Annotated in this window: 18 protein-coding genes; 3 read left to right on the forward strand and 15 right to left on the reverse strand. The window is 53.6% G+C overall.

Annotation, left to right across the window (positions count from 1 at the left end):
- Positions 1 to 39 precede the first annotated feature (39 nt).
- The 6 genes from odhB to sdhC all read right to left on the reverse strand — a co-directional run bounded on the left by odhB (position 40) and on the right by sdhC (position 7594).
- A complete protein-coding gene (odhB, locus tag JFY74_14940; protein QQG27385.1) occupies positions 40 to 1266 on the reverse strand; it encodes a 2-oxoglutarate dehydrogenase complex dihydrolipoyllysine-residue succinyltransferase in 1227 nt (408 codons plus the stop codon).
- A 15-nt stretch (positions 1267 to 1281) separates the two neighbouring features.
- Positions 1282 to 4089, reverse strand: coding sequence for a 2-oxoglutarate dehydrogenase E1 component (gene sucA, locus JFY74_14945; protein ID QQG27386.1), 2808 nt, complete (start codon positions 4087 to 4089; stop codon positions 1282 to 1284).
- 275 nt (positions 4090 to 4364) lie between these two features.
- Positions 4365 to 5081, reverse strand: a complete 717-nt coding sequence (locus JFY74_14950) for a succinate dehydrogenase iron-sulfur subunit (protein ID QQG27387.1) — start codon at positions 5079 to 5081, stop codon at positions 4365 to 4367.
- Between the two features lie 16 nt (positions 5082 to 5097).
- The gene (sdhA, locus tag JFY74_14955; protein QQG27388.1) at positions 5098 to 6864 is read right to left on the reverse strand and encodes a succinate dehydrogenase flavoprotein subunit; all 1767 of its coding nucleotides are present in this window, start codon (positions 6862 to 6864) and stop codon (positions 5098 to 5100) included.
- Positions 6864 to 7211, reverse strand: a complete 348-nt coding sequence (gene sdhD, locus JFY74_14960; GenBank protein QQG27389.1) for a succinate dehydrogenase membrane anchor subunit — start codon at positions 7209 to 7211, stop codon at positions 6864 to 6866. Before sdhD ends, sdhA begins: the two co-directional genes overlap by 1 nt.
- Positions 7205 to 7594, reverse strand: coding sequence for a succinate dehydrogenase cytochrome b556 subunit (sdhC, locus tag JFY74_14965; protein ID QQG27390.1), 390 nt, complete (start codon positions 7592 to 7594; stop codon positions 7205 to 7207). The genes sdhD and sdhC overlap by 7 nt, the downstream gene beginning before the upstream one ends.
- A 672-nt stretch (positions 7595 to 8266) precedes the next feature.
- On the opposite strand from sdhC, the gene JFY74_14970 reads away from it, so the two are divergent.
- The gene (locus tag JFY74_14970; GenBank protein QQG27391.1) at positions 8267 to 9547 is read left to right on the forward strand and encodes a citrate synthase; all 1281 of its coding nucleotides are present in this window, start codon (positions 8267 to 8269) and stop codon (positions 9545 to 9547) included.
- Positions 9548 to 9605: 58 nt separating this feature from the next.
- On the opposite strand, the gene JFY74_14975 is transcribed toward JFY74_14970, so the two are convergent.
- From JFY74_14975 to JFY74_15015, 9 genes are all read right to left on the reverse strand, one after another.
- On the reverse strand, positions 9606 to 10031 hold the full coding sequence (locus tag JFY74_14975) for a VOC family protein (protein QQG27392.1): 426 nt from the start codon (positions 10029 to 10031) through the stop codon (positions 9606 to 9608).
- Between the two features lie 15 nt (positions 10032 to 10046).
- Complete coding sequence (gene nei, locus JFY74_14980; GenBank protein ID QQG27393.1) at positions 10047 to 10838, reverse strand: endonuclease VIII; 792 nt, start codon at positions 10836 to 10838, stop codon at positions 10047 to 10049.
- Positions 10839 to 10881: 43 nt separating this feature from the next.
- The gene (pcp, locus tag JFY74_14985) at positions 10882 to 11529 is read right to left on the reverse strand and encodes a pyroglutamyl-peptidase I (GenBank protein QQG27394.1); all 648 of its coding nucleotides are present in this window, start codon (positions 11527 to 11529) and stop codon (positions 10882 to 10884) included.
- 29 nt (positions 11530 to 11558) lie between these two features.
- Positions 11559 to 12296, reverse strand: a complete 738-nt coding sequence (pxpA, locus tag JFY74_14990; GenBank protein QQG27395.1) for a 5-oxoprolinase subunit PxpA — start codon at positions 12294 to 12296, stop codon at positions 11559 to 11561.
- A complete protein-coding gene (locus JFY74_14995; GenBank protein QQG27396.1) occupies positions 12286 to 13230 on the reverse strand; it encodes a biotin-dependent carboxyltransferase family protein in 945 nt (314 codons plus the stop codon). Before JFY74_14995 ends, pxpA begins: the two co-directional genes overlap by 11 nt.
- The gene (pxpB, locus tag JFY74_15000; protein QQG27397.1) at positions 13224 to 13880 is read right to left on the reverse strand and encodes a 5-oxoprolinase subunit PxpB; all 657 of its coding nucleotides are present in this window, start codon (positions 13878 to 13880) and stop codon (positions 13224 to 13226) included. The genes JFY74_14995 and pxpB overlap by 7 nt, the downstream gene beginning before the upstream one ends.
- 156 nt (positions 13881 to 14036) lie before the next feature.
- On the reverse strand, positions 14037 to 14780 hold the full coding sequence (locus JFY74_15005) for a type 2 GTP cyclohydrolase I (GenBank protein QQG27398.1): 744 nt from the start codon (positions 14778 to 14780) through the stop codon (positions 14037 to 14039).
- Entirely contained in the window at positions 14773 to 16266 is a 1494-nt protein-coding gene (gene phrB / locus JFY74_15010) for a deoxyribodipyrimidine photo-lyase (protein QQG27399.1), read from the reverse strand. The genes JFY74_15005 and phrB overlap by 8 nt, the downstream gene beginning before the upstream one ends.
- A 21-nt stretch (positions 16267 to 16287) precedes the next feature.
- The gene (locus tag JFY74_15015; protein ID QQG27400.1) at positions 16288 to 17247 is read right to left on the reverse strand and encodes a DUF1722 domain-containing protein; all 960 of its coding nucleotides are present in this window, start codon (positions 17245 to 17247) and stop codon (positions 16288 to 16290) included.
- Positions 17248 to 17660: 413 nt separating this feature from the next.
- Between JFY74_15015 and JFY74_15020 the strand changes: the two genes are divergently transcribed.
- Both JFY74_15020 and JFY74_15025 read left to right on the forward strand, forming a co-directional pair.
- Positions 17661 to 18353 (forward strand): ABC transporter ATP-binding protein, encoded by a 693-nt coding sequence (locus JFY74_15020; protein ID QQG27401.1) that lies wholly within the window; start codon positions 17661 to 17663, stop codon positions 18351 to 18353.
- Positions 18354 to 18369: 16 nt separating this feature from the next.
- Complete coding sequence (locus tag JFY74_15025) at positions 18370 to 19350, forward strand: ABC transporter substrate-binding protein (protein ID QQG27402.1); 981 nt, start codon at positions 18370 to 18372, stop codon at positions 19348 to 19350.
- Positions 19351 to 19364: the final 14 nt, after the last annotated feature.

Below are 19364 nucleotides of genomic sequence, written 5' to 3' on the forward strand. Positions count from 1 at the left end.
AAACCGTCAGGGTTACCGCCCGAAAGTCTACCTGTCGGACTACACGTCTAACAGCAGACGCGCTGGATCTTCCAGCATCTCTTTCACCGTCACCAGGAAGCCAACGGACTCACGGCCGTCGACCAAACGGTGATCGTAAGACAGTGCCAGATACATCATTGGCAGAATAACGACCTGACCATCAACCGCCATCGGACGATCTTTAATGGCGTGCATACCCAGAATCGCACTCTGCGGTGGGTTGATGATCGGGGTAGACATCAGAGAGCCAAAGACGCCGCCGTTGGTAATCGTGAAGTTACCGCCCAGCAGTTCTTCAACCGTCAGTTTGCCGTCACGGCCTTTCACAGCCAGCTCTTTGATACGCTTCTCGATGTCGGCCATGCCCAGCGCATCCACATCACGCAGCACTGGTGTAACCAGACCACGCGGGGTAGATACCGCGATGCTGACATCGAAGTAGTTGTGGTAAACCACATCTTCGCCATCAATAGACGCATTCACTTCTGGATAACGCTTCAGCGCTTCGACCACAGCTTTGATGTAGAAGGACATGAAGCCCAGACGCACACCGTGACGCTTCTCAAATGCGTCGCCGTACTGCTTGCGCAGATCCATGATTGGCTGCATGTTGATTTCGTTGAACGTCGTCAACATTGCCGTGCTGTTTTTCGCTTCCAGCAGACGCTCTGCAACGCGCTTGCGCAGACGCGTCATCGGTACGCGTTTTTCGCTGCGTGCGCCCAGAGCAGGTGCCGGAGAAGCCGCAGGTGCCTCGGACTTAGCCGCTTTAGCAGGCTCTTTCTTCTGGGCAGCCAAATGCTTATCCACGTCTTCACGGGTAATTCGACCGCCTACGCCGCTGCCTTTGATCGCAGCTGCATCGAGATCGTGCTCTGCTATCAGACGACGGATTGCCGGGCTAAGCGCATCGCTGTTCTCTTCTTCCAGCCCAGCGGTATGGCGCTGTGACGGCGTTGATTCTTTGCTCTGTGACTTCTCACTGGTTTCTTTACCGGAGCTATCGCCACGGCGGATACGGCCCAATAGCTGGCGAGACGTTACGGTCGCGCCTTCTTCTTCCAGCACGGTATCCAGAATGCCGGCTTCAGTGGCAGGCACTTCCAGCACAACTTTGTCAGTTTCAATTTCAACCAGTACTTCATCGCGCTGAACGCTATCGCCTGGTTTTTTATGCCAGGTAGCAACAGTGGCGTCAGCGACGGATTCAGGCAGGTCGGGTACATGAATATCTACGCTACTCATTATCTATCCTTTTATTTAATCAACGTTCAGCGCGTCATCAACCAGATCTTGCTGTTGTTTCTGGTGTACGGACATATAGCCAACGGCGGGTGATGCAGACGCCGGGCGTCCTGCGTAACGTAAAGAAGCCCCAAACGGAATCACTTCACGGAAATGGTGCTGACTGCAATACCAGGCTCCCTGATTCAGCGGCTCTTCCTGACACCACACGAAATCGTGAACATGGGCAAACGATTCCAGCGCAGCTTGGATGGCCTGATGCGGGAACGGATAAAGCTGTTCGATACGGACGATCGCGACATCTTTTTGCTCGTTCTTGCGACGCTTTTCCAGCAAATCATAGTAGACCTTACCGGAACAAAGCACGACACGCTTCACGGCTGCCGGATCTAATTCCTCTACTTCACCAATCGCCGGCTGGAAGGAACCATTTGCCAGTTCATCCAGTGAAGATATCGCCAGCGGATGGCGCAACAGCGATTTCGGTGACATGACCACCAGCGGACGACGCATACCGCGCAGCGCCTGACGGCGAAGCATGTGATACACCTGTGCTGGCGTTGACGGAATACAAACCTGCATATTTTGCTCTGCGCACAATTGCAGATAACGCTCCAGTCTAGCAGACGAGTGCTCTGGGCCCTGACCTTCGTAACCGTGCGGCAACAGCATGACCAGACCACACATCCGGCCCCACTTCTGCTCACCGGAGCTGATGAACTGGTCGATAACGACCTGCGCACCGTTGGCGAAGTCACCAAACTGCGCTTCCCAGATGGTCAGGGTGCGTGGTTCTGCGGTCGCATAGCCGTATTCAAACGCCAGAATCGCCTCTTCAGACAATACGGAGTCCCAAACATTGAACTCGCCCTGCCCGTTGTGTACGTGGTTCAACGGCGTGTAGCTGGAACCATTTTTCTGGTTATGCACCACAGCATGGCGATGGAAGAACGTACCGCGACCACTGTCCTCACCAGACAAGCGAATCGGAATGCCTTCATCGACCAACGTGGCGTAAGCCAGCGTTTCTGCCCCGCCCCAGTCAAATGGTTTGTTGCCCGCAGCCATTTCGGCACGGTCGGTATAGACTTTGGCAACACGAGGATGGATTTCAATCCCTTCTGGCACTTCGCTGATACGCTTCGCCAGTTCCTGCAAACGTTTCATTTCTGTGGCGTGCGGATAAGGCTCATCCCACTCATGGTTCAGGTACGGTGTCCAGGTAAAGGACTGCATATCCATCTGACGCCATTCTTCCACCACACATTCACCCGCATCCAGCGCATCGCGGTACAGGTTAACCATCTCGGTGGCATCTTCCAGCGTGATGGATTTTTCCTGCTCCAGACGATCGGCATATACCTTACGCGGCGTCGGGTGTTTCTTGATCTTCTGGTACATCATCGGCTGCGTTGCACTTGGCTCGTCAGCTTCGTTATGACCATGACGGCGATAACAAATCAGATCGATGAACACATCGCGCTTAAACTCATTACGGAAATCCAGCGCCAGACGCGTAACAAACGCCACCGCTTCCGGGTCGTCTGCGTTAACGTGGAAAATTGGTGCCTGTACCATTTTACCGATATCGGTACAGTACTCGGTGGAACGGATATCCAGCGGGTTAGACGTGGTGAAGCCGATACGGTTGTTGATAACAATACGCAGCGTGCCGCCAACTTCGTAGCCACGCACCGTCGACATATTCAACAGTTCCTGAACCACACCCTGACCACTGACTGCCGCATCGCCGTGAATGGTGATTGGCAGAACACGTGGACCACTCTGGCTATTCAGACGATCGAGACGCGCACGTACCGAGCCCGTCACTACCGGGCTGACAATCTCCAGGTGCGATGGGTTAAACGCCAGCGCCAAATGCACCAGACCGCCAGCCGTCTCGAATTCAGACGAGAAGCCCTGGTGATATTTCACGTCACCGGTGCCCAAGTGTTCTTTATGCTTACCGGCAAATTCGTCGAACAGATCCTGAGATTTTTTGCCCAATACGTTGATCAGCACGTTGAGACGGCCACGGTGTGCCATCCCCAATACCACTTCGCGAGTATCGTTTGCACCCGCATGGCGAATCAGCTCTTTCAGCATCGGAACCAGTGCATCACCGCCTTCCAGCGAGAAACGCTTGGCGCCAGGATATTTGGCACCCAGATACCGCTCCAGCCCTTCAGCTGCGGTTAACTCTTGCAGGAAACGACGTTTCTCTTCCAGAGAGAATGACGGCTGCCCCATTACCGATTCGATACGCTGCTGAATCCAACGTTTCTCTTCCGTACTGGTCATGTGCATATATTCTGCACCGATAGAACCGCAATAGGTGCGTTTCAGCGCGTCATACAGATCTTCCAGCTTCATGGTGTCTTTGCCGATGGCAAAAGACCCCACGTTGAAAGATTCCTGCAGATCATCCTGCGTCAGGTTGTGGTAATCCAGATCCAATTCTGCAACAGGTTCCTGCGGGCGCAGGAAGATCGGGTCCAAGTTAGCTTGCTGATGTCCACGGAAGCGGAACGCATTGATCAGCTGCAATACCTTGACCTGCTTAGCATCAATATCGGGATCGGTGACTGACGAGGTAAAGCGCGAAGAGTCTTTCGCCAGACGGCGGAAATATTCACGCGTTTTGGAATGGAGTTGATCCGGTTTGACCCCACTCGTAGGCAATTGCTGGAAGATCGAGCGCCAGCTATGTTCGATCGAGTCAGGATCGGTTAAAAAATCTTCATAGAGTTGCTCTATGTAGGACTGATTCGCACCCGCCAAATAGGAGGAATCCAGCCAGGCCTTCATCGCGCCGTTCTGCATTATGATCCCTTAAGCTAATAAGCTTCAGTTTTCGCCGTGGTTAACATGTAATTAGTGTCCGTATATTGTTCGCCGTAAAAACGGTTCACTTGTCGTACTTCGGTACGCGCTTAGGGTATCCATCCCCCCTAAGGAACCTTTAAAAACCGGTTCGGGCGCGTAAGCCGGTTTTTAAAGGTTTCCTGCGCTCCCTCTGAAGAATAGCAACTTCAGAGGGAGATACATGTTTTACTACTTAATCTTTATGCAATAACACGTTACGTACTGACGAGTCATTACGCACTACGGTGCAACAGCATCGATTTAATATGACCAATAGCCTTGGTCGGGTTCAGCCCTTTCGGACACACGTTGACGCAGTTCATGATGCCGTGGCAGCGGAAAACGCTGAATGCATCGTCCAAATCGTCCAGTCGTGGCGTGGTTTCCGTATCACGACTGTCAATCAGGAAGCGGTACGCTGCCAGCAGCCCCGCAGGTCCGACAAACTTGTCCGGGTTCCACCAGAACGACGGGCAAGACGTTGAACAGCAGGCACACATGATGCATTCATACAACCCATCCAACTTGGCACGTTGTTCAGGCGATTGCAGATGCTCACGCGCCGGCGGATTTTTCCCATTATTCAACAGGTAAGGCTTTATTTTCTCATATTGAGCATAGAACTGTCCCATGTCCACTACCAAATCACGCACAACCGGTAATCCAGGTAAAGGACGGATAACAATTTTGCTGTTTCCGCGACGTAACGCAGAAACAGGAGTAATACAGGCCAGCCCATTTTTGCCGTTCATGTTGACGCCATCGGAACCGCAGACGCCTTCACGGCAGGAACGACGGAATGACAGCGTCGGATCCTGCTCTTTCAGCAGCATCAGCGCATCCAGCAGCATCATGTCGCGGCCTTCTTCCGCCTCCAGTTGGTAATCCTGCATCCGCGGAGCATCGTCAACATCCGGGTTGTAACGATAAATAGAAAATTCGAGTTTCATCGTTTGATCTCCGCAATTAATAAGTACGTACTTTCGGCGGGAACGCCGGACGCAGTTTAGGCTGCATGTTCACCTCACGGCGCGTCATGCTGTCGGTTTGCGGCAGATACAACGAATGGCACAGCCAATTTTCATCGTCGCGTTCTGGGTAGTCGAAGCGGCTGTGCGCGCCACGGCTTTCGGTACGGAAGTTGGCCGATACCGCCGTTGCATACGCGGTTTCCATCAGGTTATCCAGTTCCAGACACTCGATACGCTGGGTGTTGAACTCACTTGATGTGTCATCCAAACGCGCATTTTTCAGGCGTTCACGGATCACTTTCAGCTCTTCCAGCCCTTTCGCCATCGCATCGCCTTCACGGAAGACCGAGAAGTTGTTCTGCATACAGGATTGCAGCGCCTTGCGGATTTCAACCGGATCTTCCCCTGAACGGGTAGTGTTCCAGCGGTTCAGACGGTCGAGCGAGGCTTCAATATCGGATTCGCTGGCATCACGGCTTTCGCCCTGCTCGTTCAACGACTCTTGCAGGTGAATACCCGCTGAGCGACCGAATACCACCAAGTCGAGCAACGAGTTACCGCCCAGACGGTTGGCACCATGAACCGAGACGCAGGCTATTTCGCCCACGGCAAACAGCCCAGGGATCACCACATCTTCGCCTTTCTCATTCACCGCCAACGCCTGACCGCTCACTTTGGTCGGAATACCGCCCATCATGTAGTGGCAGGTTGGGATAACCGGAATGGGCTCTTTCACTGGGTCAACGTGCGCAAACGTGCGGGACAGCTCCAGAATGCCCGGCAGACGGGATTCCAGAACATCTTTACCCAGATGGTCCAGCTTCAGCTTGGCGTGTGGTCCCCACGGGCCTTCACAGCCGCGGCCTTCACGAATTTCGATCATAATGGAACGGGCAACCACATCACGGCCGGCCAGATCTTTCGCGTTCGGCGCATAGCGCTCCATGAAACGCTCACCGTGCTTGTTCAGCAGGTAACCGCCTTCACCACGGCAGCCTTCTGTCACCAGCACACCCGCACCAGCAATACCGGTCGGGTGGAACTGCCACATTTCCATGTCCTGCAACGGAACGCCAGCACGCAGCGCCATGCCCACGCCGTCACCCGTATTAATGTGTGCGTTGGTGGTGGACTGGTAGATACGGCCTGCGCCGCCAGTTGCCAGCACGGTCGCTTTCGCTTTGAAATAGACCACTTCACCGGTTTCGATACAGATCGCCGTACAGCCGACAACCGCGCCATCCTGATTCTTAACCAGATCGAGGGCGTACCATTCGGAGAAGATAGTGGTGTGATTTTTCAGGTTCTGCTGATACAGCGTATGCAGCAATGCATGCCCAGTACGGTCGGCCGCCGCCGCAGTACGCGCAGCCTGCTCGCCGCCAAAATTCTTGGATTGACCACCGAATGGACGCTGATAAATGCTGCCATCATCCAGACGGGAGAACGGTAACCCCATGTGTTCCAGTTCCAGAATCGCTTCCGGGCCGGTTTTACACATATATTCAATGGCGTCCTGATCGCCAATGTAATCCGACCCTTTTACGGTGTCGTACATGTGCCATTCCCAGTTGTCCTCATGGGTGTTGCCCAGCGCAACGGTAATACCGCCCTGCGCAGACACGGTATGGGAACGGGTTGGGAACACTTTCGATAACAGGGCACAGGACAGGCCCATTTGGGAAATTTGCAGCGCGGCGCGCATACCTGCGCCACCCGCACCCACAACAACTGCATCAAATTCTCTGACTGGCAAATTCATCACGCACCCCACACCACAATAGTTCCATAAATGACGTACACCAACAGCGCTACCACAATCGCCAACTGTAAAGTCAGGCGTAAGGCCAGCGGTTTAATGTAGTCGGTCAGCACTTGCCACATCCCTATCCAGGCATGAACCAGAATGGAAAATAACGTTAGCAGTGTGAATACTTTGGTGAGGGCCATCGCAAAGAAACCACGCCAGATTTCATACGTGATGTCGCCAGCCGTAGCAATAAAACCAATAATATAAATTACATACAGAACAATGACGATGGCGGAAGCGCGAATCAGTAACCAATCGTGTACGCCATTGCGTCCTAACGCAGAAGCATTGCTTACCATACGAGGACTCCAGCCAGAATTGAAAGCACGACAGTAATAATAAAGGAGATATTTGCAGAACGCTTACCTACGGCAAAGTCTTCTTCTATATAGCCAAAATCCATCAACAGGTGACGTATACCACCAACAATGTGATAAGCCAACGCGACGAGGATGCCCCAAACGATAAACTTGACGATGAAGCTATCCATAATTTCCGCAGCGCGCAGGAACCCTTCCTCAGAAGAAAGAGAAGTGCCTAACAGCCACAGTAAAATACCGACAGCGACAAAGGTGATAACGCCGGAGACGCGGTGAAGAATAGATGCTATCGCAGTAACGGGGAACTGGATCGTCTGCAATTCCAGATTGACAGGTCTTTGTTTTTTCACGGATTTGCCCACACAGCTTTTATTATTGTTTCTTCCTCCGGGCCTGATGTGAGGTCAGACAGCATGAAAGTTACGGCCCTGAAAAGTGGGTTTACGATACGCGCTCAAACATCGACATTCCGGTGTCTAAACAGCGCATGATCCTTTCATACTGGGTGCTCCTACTGCAGGGTGATTCCGGAGACCTGTCGGCAGTATAGGTACTTCACATTCCCATTACAATTCCCATACAAACTGTTTGGTGACATTTGCCCCGAACAGTGATTTAGATCACGAACTTCACAATTTATATAAAATTAATTATCTGATTTGACAAAAGTTCAACATTTCAATTACAACTAGGGGATTGAATTCCTTATGATGTGTTAAAGCACAACGGCGACACTTCCACACTGGCGTAACTTATGTAACAGTGGGGAGAGTCCACGTAAAAATCATAGGTAATGACTACAATCTATTCAGAGCATAGTTAATTGCCTGAAGATCGCTAATTACCTGAAGATTGTTAATTACCTGGAGAACGAATTTTTCATCCTGAATGCGGCTATCCGCCTTACTCTGTATCCTATTTGACGACTGTGTCACGACAGAGTTTCATCGGTCATTCTTCACTCGCCGGTGCACAGGCATGACGGTATTTCTTCAGTGAGAATTTTTAAAATTAAAGCGCTAAGGAGACTGTAAATGGCTGATAAGAAAGCAACACTTACTCTAGAGGGTAAAGATCCAATTGAGCTAAATGTCCTATCAGGTACATTGGGGTATGATGAGATTGATATTCGTCCCCTCGGTTCTAAAGGTTACTTCACATTTGACCCCGGCTTTACCTCTACCGCATCTTGCGAATCCAAGATTACCTATATCGACGGCGACGAAGGCATCCTGCTACACCGTGGCTTCCCGATTGCCCAACTGGCTGAAAAATCGAATTATCTTGAAGTCTGTTACATCCTGCTGTTCGGCGAAACCCCGACGGTAGAACAGTATGAAACCTTCAAGACCACCGTGACGCGTCACACCATGATCCATGAGCAGATTACTCGTCTGTTCCACGGTTTCCGTCGTGATTCACATCCAATGGCCGTATTGTGCGGCGTCACGGGTGCACTGGCGGCGTTCTATCACGATTCACTGGACATTAACATTGAGCGCCACCGCGAAATCGCGGCCTACCGCCTGCTGTCCAAAATGCCGACCGTTGCAGCGATGTGCTACAAATACTCTCTGGGTCAGCCGTTTGTTTATCCGAAAAACAACCTGTCCTACGCGGGTAACTTCCTGCACATGATGTTCTCCACCCCTTGTGAAGAATATGTTGTGAATCCGGTGTTGGAACGTGCCATGGACCGTATTCTGATCCTGCATGCCGATCACGAACAAAACGCCTCGACGTCTACCGTGCGTACCGCAGGTTCATCAGGTGCGAACCCGTTTGCCTGTATCGCCGCGGGGATCGCCTCGCTGTGGGGACCGGCACACGGCGGCGCGAACGAAGCCTGCCTGCGTATGCTGGAAGAAATCAGCAGCGTGGAGCACATCCCTGCGTTTATCGAACGTGCAAAAGACAAGAACGACTCCTTCCGCCTGATGGGCTTCGGTCACCGTGTGTACAAAAACCACGACCCGCGCGCTACCGTCATGCGTGAAACCTGCCATGAAGTGCTGAAAGAGCTGGGCAGAAAAGACGACCTGCTGGAAGTGGCGATGGAGCTGGAGCATATCGCGCTGAACGACCCGTATTTCATTGAGAAGAAACTGTACCCGAACGTGGACTTCTACTCCGGCATCATCCTGAAAGCGATGGGTATTCCGTCTTCCATGTTTACCGTTATCTTTGCGATGGCGCGTACCGTGGGCTGGATTGCGCATTGGAGCGAAATGCACGCCGACGGCATCAAGATTGCCCGTCCACGTCAGCTGTATACCGGCTACGACAAACGTGACTTTACGTCCAATCTGAAATAATCCATTCAAGTACATGCAAAAAGGCCGGATATCACATCCGGCCTTTTTTATAACGGTACTAAAGGGATGACTTACAACCTAAACTTTGCGTGAATCGCAATAAATAGCCGTCTGGATCCTGTACCAGAAAATTACTTTCCCCGTGGTACACCTCATGATCGCGATACCAGCACGTTTCTACGGGTCTGCGTAGCGTATAACCCGCACGTTCAATCGTCGCCGCCAGCGTCTGAGCATCCGGGCACTCAATCGATAAATTCATACCACGTCCAAACGGCGGTTCTAAAGGCTCCACACGCCAGGGCGATTCGGTTAAATAATCCTGTTCCAGCATCAGTTGGCTCCCATGAAAAGAAAGGAACGCGAACTTATCTTCAGGCCTGTCGTACTCAATCTGAAATCCCAAAACGTGGCAATAAAACACCAGACTCTTTTGTAAGTCAGAGACAATCATTTCTGGAATTAACGTATTCATCTTGCGCATAAATCACTCACATTATTACTTCTGGCAGTGCGGGCACCAATAAAACGGGCGTGATGACAGCATCGTTCTTTCAACGATCCCACCGCAGCGCTCGCAGCGTTCCCCTTCTCGATGGAAAACCTTGAACGAAAAAATCGCCCCGTGATGTCGATTCTCATCAACGGTGCCACGCGTGTTGTAGGACAAACGGGGAATCTCCAGCAGCGCGTGACTTAACGTCTGTAACTGTTCCTCATTCAACTGCGCTGCCGTGTGTTGGGGTGCAAGCTGTGCCTGCCAGAGAATCTCGACGCGCAGGTAATTCCCCAGTCCAGCAAGAAATGCCTGATCCAGCAGCAAACCACTAAACTGGCGACGGCGAAAGCGCGGTAATAACAGACGCTCACACACCTGTTCCGGTGTCAGTGAAAGATCCAAGACATCAGGGCCAATACGTTGCAGGAAAGGATGCGTCGAGAGCGTCTCCAGCGTCAGCATTTCAATATCGGACGCGCTGTAAAGCAGAATGGCGCGATCCTGTGTTTCCAGTCGGACGCGCAAATCCCGCTTCGTTTCCGGTGATTCACCCGCATTCACGACTCGCCACACGCCATAGAGCTGATTGTGGCTATACAACACCCGATCGTTGCTAAAATAGGTCAGCAGCGCCTTCCCACGCGTTTCAATCTGCCTGACCTGCTGCCCGACCAATTCTGCTTCGTATAGCTTCAATTCTGGAAATGCAAACCAGACACGCGTCAGCGTTTTGCCCACGATGGCCTCAACCAGCTTATCGGCCGCCCGGCGAATCTCCGGTCCTTCCGGCATACCTTACTCCCTGAAAATCAGACGTATTGTGCGATTAACTAGACTAGTGCAGGGCGCCGCCAGTCACCGCCACATCAACCTGCTGCACCAGCGATTGCTTGATCATCACCTCCAGCGCCGCCGTGACTAACGGCGTGGGCATACTCGGTTCACCGGGGTGTCGTGCAGCCTGTTCTGGCGAATAGGGAATGTGAACGAATCCGCCGCGCACCACATCGCCCTGCTGATGTAACTGGTGTAAAAGCCCGTACATCACATGATTGCAGACAAACGTCCCTGCGGTTTGCGACACCGACGCGGGAATACCCGCCACACGTAATGCCTGCACCAGCGCTTTCACTGGCAGCGTCGAAAAATATGCCGCAGGCCCGCCTTCCACCACCGGCGTATCAATCGGTTGGTTACCTCGGTTATCCGCGATTCGAGCGTCATTAATATTAATCGCCACGCGTTCAACAGAAATATCAGTACGACCGCCCGCCTGCCCCACCGCGATCACCACTTCCGGCTGCCATTCGGCTATCGCGCGGTAAAGCTGCTCCAGCGACAGATCGAAGACGCAAGATAAACGGCAGGCCACCACGCGCGCACCGCCAACTTCCCGCTGATGAAGGTCTTTTACCGCTTCCCATGAGGGATTAATCGCCTCGCCCTCAAAAGGTTCAAACGCCGTGATCAAAACGGTTTTCATCGGTTATCCCCGTCATACAAAAATAATGATTATGCCGCCGCAACAGCGATCTGATGCTGGCTAAAGCAGTTACGCAGTTTGCGGGCAAACAGCAGTGCGTGTTGTCCATCGCCGTGAATACATACGGTATCCGCTTGTACGTTAACCCAGGAGCCGTCGATCGCCCTAACCCGCTGACGTTGAATCATCTCCAGCGTCTGCGCCAGCGCCAGCTCATCACTGTTAATCAGTGCCCCCGCCTGAGTGCGTGGCACCAGCGATCCGTCAGGCAGATAGCAACGATCGGCGAACACTTCCTGACGCGTCTCCAACCCCAGCCGTTGCCCAGCGCGGATTAATTCGCTTCCCGCCAGCCCGACTAAGCGCAACGCCGGATTCACCACTTTCACCGCCTTGGCTATCGCATCAGCCAGCGCTGGTTCGCATGCCGCCTGATTGTAAAGCATGCCGTGAGGCTTAACGTGCGACAACGTGCCCCCTTCAGCAGCGACGATCGCGCTGAGTGCGCCAAGCTGATACACCACCTGTGCAAAGACAATTTCCGCAGGCACATTCATCTCCTTGCGGCCAAAATTTTCACGATCGGGAAAGCTCGGGTGTGCGCCAAGCGCGACCCCATAGCCAATTCCCCAACGCACCGACTGACGCATGGTTTGTGCATCACCAGCATGAAACCCACAGGCAATATTGGCAGACGTCACCAGCTTGAGCAGCGCTTCATCGTTCTCACTGCCTTCGCCCAAATCGGCATTCAGATCAATAATCATGCAGCCTCCACGCCAGCTGTTCGAGGTAACGTCGCTGTTCTTCGGCCGCTTTTTGCGCCTGTGCCTGCGTACAGTGAATAAAATGTATCGGCTCGCCGAGTCGGATTTGTGCCAGATGGAATAAATCCGCTTCAATCACCGTCGCAATACGCGGGTAACCACCGGTCGTCTGCGCATCTGCCAGCAGTACGATAGGGTGACCATTATGCGGAACCTGCACCACGCCCGGCAGCAGCCCATGCGATGGCAGCTCGCGCGGTTTGCTGCCCGGCAATGCAGCGCGCTGTAGCTCAGCACCCAGCAAACGGTAACCCATACGGTTACTTTGCGGGCTCAGTTGCCAAGAAGTTCGCCAGAACAGTTCCTGCATTTCCTCGCTGAATTCCTGATACTCCGGCCCCGGCAAGGCCCGCACGCGATTGCTGAATAACAACTGCTTGATACCGACTTCTTGCGTCAGTTCACGAGTCGGCGTTCCCAGCGGAAGTTCATCGCCATCCATCAGCAAACGTCCGTCAAAGCCCCCAAAACCGGCTTTCAAATCGGTACTGCGCGAACCAAGCGCTTCCGGCACATCCACGCCACCGGACAGCGCCAGATAGCTGCGCATTCCGTTACGCGGCATGCGCATTTTCAACGTTTGTCCCGGCTTCACAGCGAAACACCAGCCTGTCCAGAGTGGTTTTCCATCCAAGTCGGCATGACAGTCCGCACCGGTCAGCGCCACCCAACAGGCAGTGGTGAATGTTGCGGTAAACTTGCCCAGCGTAATTTCCAGCGCGGCAGCATTCTCCGCGTTGCCCACCAGCAGGTTGGCCATTGTCAGTGCAGGCAGATCGAGCGCGCCTGACTGGCTGATACCCAAACGGCGAAAGCCGACGCGGCCGCCGTCCTGCACCGAAGTATGTAATCCGGCATGGATAACCTTCAGCATACGCCCTCCTTCTGTGGCAGAAACCGAACGTTATCGCCAGGACGCAGCAGCGTGGGCGGCATCGTTTGTGGATTAAACAATTTCAGCGAGGTGCGACCAATCAGCTGCCAGCCACCCGGCGTCGCCAGCGGGTAAATCCCCGTCTGTGCGCCACCAATCCCGACCGATCCTGCTGCCACGCGCAGGCGCGGCTCAGCGCGACGCGGCATATGCAGTTTCTCGTTTAATCCGCCGAGGTAGGCAAAACCCGGCTGGAAGCCCAAAAAGTAGACCACATACTGTGCGGCTGCGTGTGCTTCCACAACCTGACTCACTGTCAGGCCACTGTGAGCGGCAACCTCCACCAAATCCGGCCCTGCTTCTCCGCCATACACGACGGGAATGTCGATATCGCGTGGATCAAACACCAGCGATTCGCTCTCTTCCCACCAGCGCTGCAAGCGTTCAATCGCATCCAGCGCCACCTGCTGTGGATGTGCCAGCAGCACTGTCAGATTATTCATGCCCGGAATTGCTTCCAGCACCTCTTCATGATGGTTCAGGCGCTCGGCAAGCCCCCATATCCGCTGCTGGCTCTCCAGCGACATTGGCGGTTCCAGTTCCAGAACGACAGCCCTCTCGCCCAGAAGATAACACCGTGCTCGTTGCAATCTTTCCTCCTGAATCGCGTTTTATCCGTCATGGTGAACATGGCTAAATGATTAGCGTGGCTTACTGTTCTATTTTCTTCTCAACAGCTAAGCAACAACGATGCCAATATCAAAAATGTGACATTATTCCTGTGTGGTGCAGAGACTTTCACCCCATCACGCGGGGTTAGGAATATCAATAAATGTCACATCAAAACCATGCTGTGCCGCCAGCCATTCGCCCAACGCTTTGATGCCGCCGCGTTCGGTGGCATGGTGTCCGGCAGCAAAGAAATGCAGCCCCATCTCACGCGCGATATGGATCGTTTGCTCAGACACTTCACCGGTAATAAACGCATCGACCCCGAAGCGCGCCGCTTGTTCAATAAAACCCTGACCGCCGCCAGTACACCAGGCCACGCGCTGTATCTGTTGCGGTGCATTATCCCCACAATGCAGCACGCTACGCCCCAGTCGTTTTTCTACACGGCGGCAAAAGGCATCTGCCGTCATGGGCTGTGCCAGTTCGCCATACGGAACCAGCGGTTCGATCGCGCCCTGCACCTGAATCTCCAGCAGCGCCGCCAGCTGTGCGTTATTCCCCAGTTCCGGATGTGCATCCAGCGGCAGATGGTAGCCATACAGGTTGATATCATTGAGCAACAGCGTTTTCAGTCGGTTACGCTTCATACCACAGACAATCTGCGGTTCGTTTTTCCAGAAGTAACCGTGGTGAACCAGAATCGCATCGGCCTGCTTTTCTACCGCCGCATCCAGCAGCGCCTGTGAGGCCGTTACGCCCGTCACAATACGTTTTACCTCTGCACGCCCTTCAACCTGTAAACCGTTCGGTGCGTAGTCCTGAAACGTCGCCGTGCTCAGTTTCTCGTTAATGATTCTTTCCAGTTCCACATTACGCATACTTACTTTTCTCTTCTCGATCGTTATCCGCCATACCGATATTTTTGGCCGCCTCAAACGCCGCCAGCGTATTCTGACGCGCGGTTTTATGGTCGACGATTGGCAGTGGATAGTTCAGCTGATGGTGGTGTTTGTCAGCCCAGCGATGGGGCTGATGAATATCTTTATCCGGCACGGCGGCCAGTTCGGGCAGCCAGTGACGAATAAACCGACCTTCAGGGTCGAAGCGCTCGCCCTGCGTTGTCGGGTTGAAAATGCGAAAATAAGGTGCCGCATCGGTGCCTGTCGACGCCGCCCACTGCCAGCCGCCGTTATTCGCCGCCAGATCGCCATCCAGCAACTGCGACATAAAGTAGCGTTCGCCTTCGCGCCAATCGATCAGTAAATCTTTGACGAGAAAACTGGCGCAAATCATACGCAAGCGATTGTGCATCCATCCCGTTTCATTCAGTTGACGCATCGCCGCATCCACGATTGGGTAGCCCGTTCTCCCCTGCTGCCAGGCGGCTAAATCCTCCGGTGATTCCCGCCATTTCACCCACTGCGTCCACGCGGTGAACGGTCGGTGTTTACACAGCTGCGGCCAGGAGACAATCAGGTGGCGGTAAAACTCACGCCAGACCAGCTCGTTAAACCAGGTAAACGCCCCGCCCTCACGCCGTTCCAGCATATCCGGGCATTCGGCACGCAGGCGGTTAAAACATTGGCGCGGCGATACAATCCCAAGCGCCAGATACGGAGAAAGTTTGCTGGTGCCGGGTAGCGCCGGAAAATCACGCTGCTGATCGTAATCCTGCACCTGTTCGCGGCAAAAACGCCGCAGTTGCTGCAATGCCGCGCGTTCACCGCGAGGAAAATCCTCACTATCCACTTCGCGCTGCGGATAGCTGAACGGCGCCAGTTCCACCGTGTTATCGATCGGCTCACCGCGCGCATCCGGTGCTGGTACGCACGCCGTATCCGACTCCAGCAGGCGTTTGATAAAGGCCTGACGAAAGGGCGTAAACACTTTGTACATCTCGCCGTTGCCCGTCAGCACGCTACCCGGCGGTAACAACAGGCTGTCATGATAGCCGTGACAAACCACGCTATCCGCCAGCCGATCTTTCACCTGCTTATCACGCAGGCGCTCGTTGATTTCATACTGATAATTGTAGAAAAGGTCGGTGGCCTGCTGCTGCGCACAAAACTGCACCAGCCAGTCAACCGACGCCGCAAAGTCAGCACATTCGTGGTAATGCAGCGGGATACCTTTCTCAGCTAACGCGTGCTGCACCAGCGTCAGGTTCTCCAGCAGAAAGGCCGCCTGACGCGGTGCCATATCGTGCTTTTCCCACTGCACAGGCGTGGCGATAAAAACCGCTAGCACGCTGGCATTCGGATCCTGACAGGCGGCGTACAGCGCCAGATTATCGGTAACGCGCAGGTCGTTGCGTAGCCAGACTACATTCGTAACGACATGATGTGTAACTACATGCGTGGTCATGACATTCCTCGGGCGGTCAAACTAGTGTCCGTAACGCAGGCGTAATGCCTCTGGGTACGGTTCAAAATAACGCTGCTGAGCCAGATACGCATCGGGGTATTCTGCCATGTAATGTTTTAGCAACGTGATAGGTGCCAATAGCGGCTGCAAGCCCTGTCGATAGCGATCGATGAGCTGCGCCAGTTCCTGTCGCTGCTGAGAATTAAGCTGGCGTCGGAAATAGCCCTGCACGTGCATCAACACATTGGTGTGGTTGCGCCGCGTCGCAGGCTTCGACAACAGCTTCATTAGCCGTTTCCGGTATTCAATAATGTAGTCTTCCAGCGATTCCCACTTATCGATCCCCGCAACAAACGGCCCCAGCTCGCGGTATTCTGGCTGGGAATGCGCCAACAGCAGGAGTTTATAGCGACTATGAAAGGCAATCAGCGCACCACGGCTCAGCCCGTTTTGCCATAGCTGATTCAGTTCGTGTAACGCATAAACGCGCTCAATGAAATTTTCCCGCAAGCCAGGATCCTGCAGGCGCCCGTCTTCCTCAATCGGGAGCCAGGGCATTTGCCGCATCAGCTCCTGCGTAAACAGGCCGATACCACTTTTACGCGCATCCTTTTGCGTTTCATTGTAAACCTTCACGCGCTCCATACCGCAGCTCGGCGATTTGGCACAGACGATATAACCGCATAAGTGCTGAAGCTGGCTGACTTTGTCAGCGGAAAACGCCGCCATCTGCTGGGTGACATCCAGCGGCGAACCGTTGCTGGCACGCAGCGTGATATGGCTTTCCCCTTCTCTCACCAGCCTGAGCGCCGGACGCGGCACCGGTAAACCAATCGCCATTTCCGGGCAGACAGGTTCAAAACGAAAATAGGGTGCCAGTTGTTCAGCAGCAAACGTCAAACGCTTGTGTCCGCCATCAAATCGCACGGGATTACCGAGCAAACAGGCGCTGATACCAACAGGGATGAGTTCGAGCGTCATGATTTATCCTTATACCCGTCATATTTCAAATTGCACGTGCGTTGGCATTCTGCAAACCCTCTGACCAGCATAGCGGATTTCACCATGATTCTGTGCAGTCGCAGCGAAGAATAAAGTAATAAATCATGAGATTGATGGATTATGTCGATCAAATAAGACGGTTTTCTCTGCGAGCAGTATTGATATCCCAAACGCGCATCGCGGGTATCGTTTCGTCTGTCATCAAATAGCCTTATTCCCCCACTACAATCCCCATTCCGATATAGAGTCCCAAAGAGGATACCCCATGTTTTTTCCCCTGCTTTACTGGCGGGATGCTTTCCTATGGCCTTCAATCAGGCAGAACGAAAGCGCCCGTCCGATCCACCGATATCAAAATGGATATCGCCTCCCGTTATTGCACGGAGGTGATGATGACCACAGCTGAACTCACCACGCCTGCCGCGATTGCGATCGACAAATTGTCCCACGCTTTCGCAGGCAAAACGGTTCTCGATTCCATCAGCCTCGATGTGCCAAAGGGCACCATTCTGGCCCTGCTGGGGCCTTCCGGCTGCGGCAAAAGCACGTTGCTAAAGCTGCTGGCTGGTCTGTTACAGCCGGATGCGGGCACCATTCATTTTGGCGATCGTCAGGTTGCCGGTCATCAGCTATCCCTGCCGCCAGAGCAGCGCAATCTGGGCATGGTCTTTCAGGATTATGCGCTTTGGCCACATATGACCGTTGCACAAAATGTCGGGTTTCCGCTGCTGATGAGGAAGGTTCCGCGCGATCTCTGTCGCCAACGCGTTGAAGTCACGCTTGCGCGCGTCGGTCTGGCTGATTTTGCCGATCGCAAACCGGCCGATTTATCCGGCGGTCAGCAACAGCGAGTCGCACTGGCGCGCGCCATCATCGCAGAACCGAACATCCTGCTCTTCGATGAACCGCTATCCAATCTTGACCGGGATCTACGTGAATCGCTTTGTCAGGAGATGGCATCGCTCTTGCGCCATCTTGGTACCACCGCCGTGTATGTCACCCACGACAGAGGCGAAGCCAACATACTGGCGCACCGTATTGTTCACATGTCGCAAGGCCATATTACTGATATCACCACTCTTTAACGTTGGGGAAAATGCAATGAAAAACACACTGTTTACCATGAATCAACGAGGCATCATTATGGGTATAGCTCTCTCATTAGCAGCGGTAGCGGGCAGCGCACAGGCCCTGACGCTGTACACCGCCGGACCGGGAGCACTGGCAAAAAAACTGGCGGCGGGTTATGAAAAGCAGACCGGCGTGAAAGTCGATGTCTTTCAGGCAACAACCGGTAAAGTCATGGCCAGACTGGAAGCCGAACAGGCCAATCCACGTGCCGATGTCCTGATTTCCGCCTCTTGGGATACCGCGACAGATTTGCAGCAACGCGGCTGGCTGCTGGAGTTTGATAGCCCGAATGCGGCCACCGTGCCTGCACAGTTCAAAACGCCTTTCTATGTGGCACAGGGCATTTCCGCGCTGGGCATTGTGTGGAACAGCAAGAGCGGCACGCCAGAACCCAAAGACTGGAACGACCTCACCAAGCCTGAATTTAAAGATAAAGTCACCACGCCAGATCCCGCACTGTCCGGTGCCTCACTCGATTTGCTGATTGGTTTGCAAAATGCGGAAAAAGATAAAGCCTGGGAAATGTTCGATCGCTTAAAAACCAACGGTATGATCATCGCCGGCCCGAACGCCCAGGCATTAACGCCAGTGCAGCAAGGGGCGAAAGCCGCCGTTTTTGGTGCCGTGGACTACGTTTCTTACGGCAGCATGGAGTCTGGCGAATCCATTAAAGTCATTTTCCCTTCCAGTGGCACCGTCATTGCCCCTCGCCCGATGATGATCCTGAAAAGCAGCAAAAACCAGCAGCAGGCAAAAGACTTCATCAACTATATGTTGTCGCCTGAAGGCCAAAAAGCAGTGGCGGAAGCCTGGCTGATGCCCGCGCGTCAGGACGTTGATGCCAAGCGCCCTCTGTTTAAGAGCCTGACATTACTGCCAGAAGGCGATAGCGCCTCAGCGTCCCGTGCCGCCGTTCTCGATCGCTTTGCTGCCTTATTTGGTCAGCGCTAAGCCTGTTCAGCCAT

Origin of the sequence: Pectobacterium carotovorum (assembly GCA_016415585.1) — a bacterium.
GTDB classification, from domain to species: Bacteria; Pseudomonadota; Gammaproteobacteria; order Enterobacterales; family Enterobacteriaceae; genus Pectobacterium; species Pectobacterium carotovorum_K.